Source organism: Halococcus salifodinae DSM 8989 (assembly GCF_000336935.1).
Classification (GTDB): Archaea; Halobacteriota; Halobacteria; order Halobacteriales; family Halococcaceae; genus Halococcus; species Halococcus salifodinae.
In genome coordinates this window covers 1-2,402 of record NZ_AOME01000085.1, presented here as the reverse complement: position 1 = coordinate 2,402, position 2,402 = coordinate 1, and the positions used below count along the sequence as shown (strand labels likewise).

Below are 2,402 nucleotides of genomic sequence, written 5' to 3'. Positions count from 1 at the left end.
AGCATTCCCAACTATCATGAGTCTCCCGTTTGTGCGTGGTGGCTACACAAGCGTAGGTCTTTTGCCCGCGTTCGGGTCACTCCAGCCATAAGCTATAGGGTTTGGCCGAAATTTTCGCACTCTTCCAATATCACAGATTGGCTATCTGCTAAAATTGGCGTGCAAGATACAGGGCGCGTATCGGTCATTCGCAGGGTCGTACTTCCGGCTGTTTATATCTCTGTCAAATGGTATAGCACGCATGACCGGGTCTGGCACCGTTGAACGGGCGTTTATCGCACATGAAGCCGAAGCTCAGATGGAAGAACAGGTCGATGTCGAAGCGATCGCCGGAAAGGGGCTACGAGGTGATCGGTACTTTAGCGAGATCGAGACAGGGACCTTCGTCAAGTGGGACTCAGATGAGCAACGCCACGATGGATACGACCTCACGTTGATCGAGCAGGAGGCTGTTACAGCAATCGAACGTGAAGCGGAAATCGAACTCGCACCCGGAGAACACCGACGGAACATCGAAACTCGTGATGTCGCACTCAACCATCTCGTTGGACAACAGTTCCGAGTCGGTGACGCTATCTGCCGAGGCAATCGGTTGTGTGAACCGTGTAGTCACCTTCAGCGCATTACTCAAGATGGTGTATTGCAGGCACTCACTCACCGAGGAGGTCTCCGAGCAGACATTCTTGAAGATGGNGTGTAGTCACCTTCAGCGCATTACTCAAGATGGTGTATTGCAGGCACTCACTCACCGAGGAGGTCTCCGAGCAGACATTCTTGAAGATGGCATGATTCGCCCCGGAGATGCCATCGAGCCGCTCGAATAATCTGGATTCTTTTGATTGGAAACGGTTCATACACCTGGTTGCAGTTACCACGACCGGATACAGTCGACCAGCTTGCGGGACGGTGGGGACGAAGGACGAAAGGAGAACGCTCGCCTACGGCAGTGCCGCCTGAAGGTCCTCACAGAGGTCGTCACCGTCTTCGATGCCGACCGAAATTCGGACCAACGTTTCAGGAATCTCCGCGGTGGCAGAGCTGTGGTTGAGCTCGTCAGGAATCATCAGAGAAGGCACCTCGATGAGACTCTCTACGCCACCGAGGCTGGCTCCTGGGGTGAATAGTTCGAGGCCGTTGATGAACGCCTCGAGTTCAACAAGCGTGCCGTCGAACTCGACGGAAAGCATCCCGCTGTATCCCGACATCTGTTCGGCCGCGAGCTCGTGTTGCGGGTGACTCTCCAGGCCTGGATAGTAGACGCGGGCGACCCGGTCGTGGGCCTCAAGGAGGCGAGCGACCGCCATCGCGTTCTCCTGATGGTGTTCCATCCGTGCCGGTAGCGTCTTGATACCTCGTGCGACGAGGTAGCAATCGAACGGGGAGAGCATGTTTCCGAGCCCAACCCGCTGAGAAAACGCCAGATTCTCGAAGATCTCGTCGTTGTCGGTGACGACGACACCGCCGAGCGAGTCGGAGTGGCCGTTGAGGTATTTCGTGGTGCTGTGGACGGCAATGTCGGCACCCAGTTCGAGTGGCGCTTGGAAGTACGGGCTCGCGAAGGTGCTGTCGACCCCGAATGGGACGCCGTGGTCGTGGGCGATGTCGGCTATCGAGCGGATGTCGCACAGTCGTATCAGCGGGTTCGTCGGTGTTTCTACCCAGATCAGGTCGGTTTCCGAATCGACCGCTGTGCCGATATTTTCAGGCTTGCGGGCGTCGACGAACTCGACATCGACGCCGAGGTGATTGGCGACAAACTTCGTGAGCAATTTCTCGGTCCCGCTATAGAGGGAGTCCGACGAGACGAGGTGACCTCCTGGCGGGACCAGCGACAGCATCGTCGTCGAGATGGCGGCCATTCCGGAGGCGAACGCCAGTCCGTGCTCACCGCCTTCGAGGCGAGCTAACTGCTCTTCGAGTGCCGCCCGCGTCGGGTTGCTCTCGCGCGAGTAGTCGTGTTCGTTGGTATCGTCCCCGCTTCCCCACTCGAAGGTGCTCGAGAGGTGAATCGGGGGGATGACGTCGCTTGTTCCCCTCTCGCTGGGACGCGTCGTGTTCTCAGCTGCCCCGACGGCGAGCGTCTTGAATCGGTTCTCGTGGAAACAGTCGTCATCTCGTGTCATAGGCGAATCACCGCAGAACCCGTTCGTGTGATANGTTCTCAGCTGCCCCGACGGCGAGCGTCTTGAATCGGTTCTCGTGGAAACAGTCGTCATCTCGTGTCATAGGCGAATCACCGCAGAACCCGTTCGTGTGATATTACACGCCTCCGGTACGGTTGATTTGTCCATGACGGGAATTCTCTGTAGTGATACTTAGACTTGCAGATCCAGGCGAGACTGTTTAGAAGCAAAAACAGGAGATGTAATTCAATTTGCGAAGACCGCACCTCACGTGAAATT

The 2,402-nt window shown here is 56.6% G+C and carries 2 protein-coding genes; one reads left to right on the top strand and one right to left on the bottom strand.

Going from position 1 to position 2,402, the window contains the following annotated elements; all coding sequences use genetic code 11:
• Positions 1 to 241 precede the first annotated feature (241 nt).
• Entirely contained in the window at positions 242 to 700 is a 459-nt protein-coding gene (locus tag C450_RS23040; protein ID WP_005046103.1) for an MOSC domain-containing protein, read from the top strand.
• 238 nt (positions 701 to 938) lie between these two features.
• On the opposite strand, the gene C450_RS18385 is transcribed toward C450_RS23040, so the two are convergent.
• Positions 939 to 2,123: a trans-sulfuration enzyme family protein gene (locus C450_RS18385; RefSeq protein ID WP_005046097.1), complete on the bottom strand. Its 1,185-nt coding sequence runs from the start codon at positions 2,121 to 2,123 to the stop codon at positions 939 to 941.
• Between the last annotated feature and the right edge of the window lie 279 nt (positions 2,124 to 2,402).

Excerpts from the sequence above, each read along its gene's own strand:
- C450_RS18385 (WP_005046097.1), bottom strand. The coding sequence starts at position 2,123 with ATGACACGAGATGACGACTGTTTCCACGAGAACCGATTCAAGACGCTC.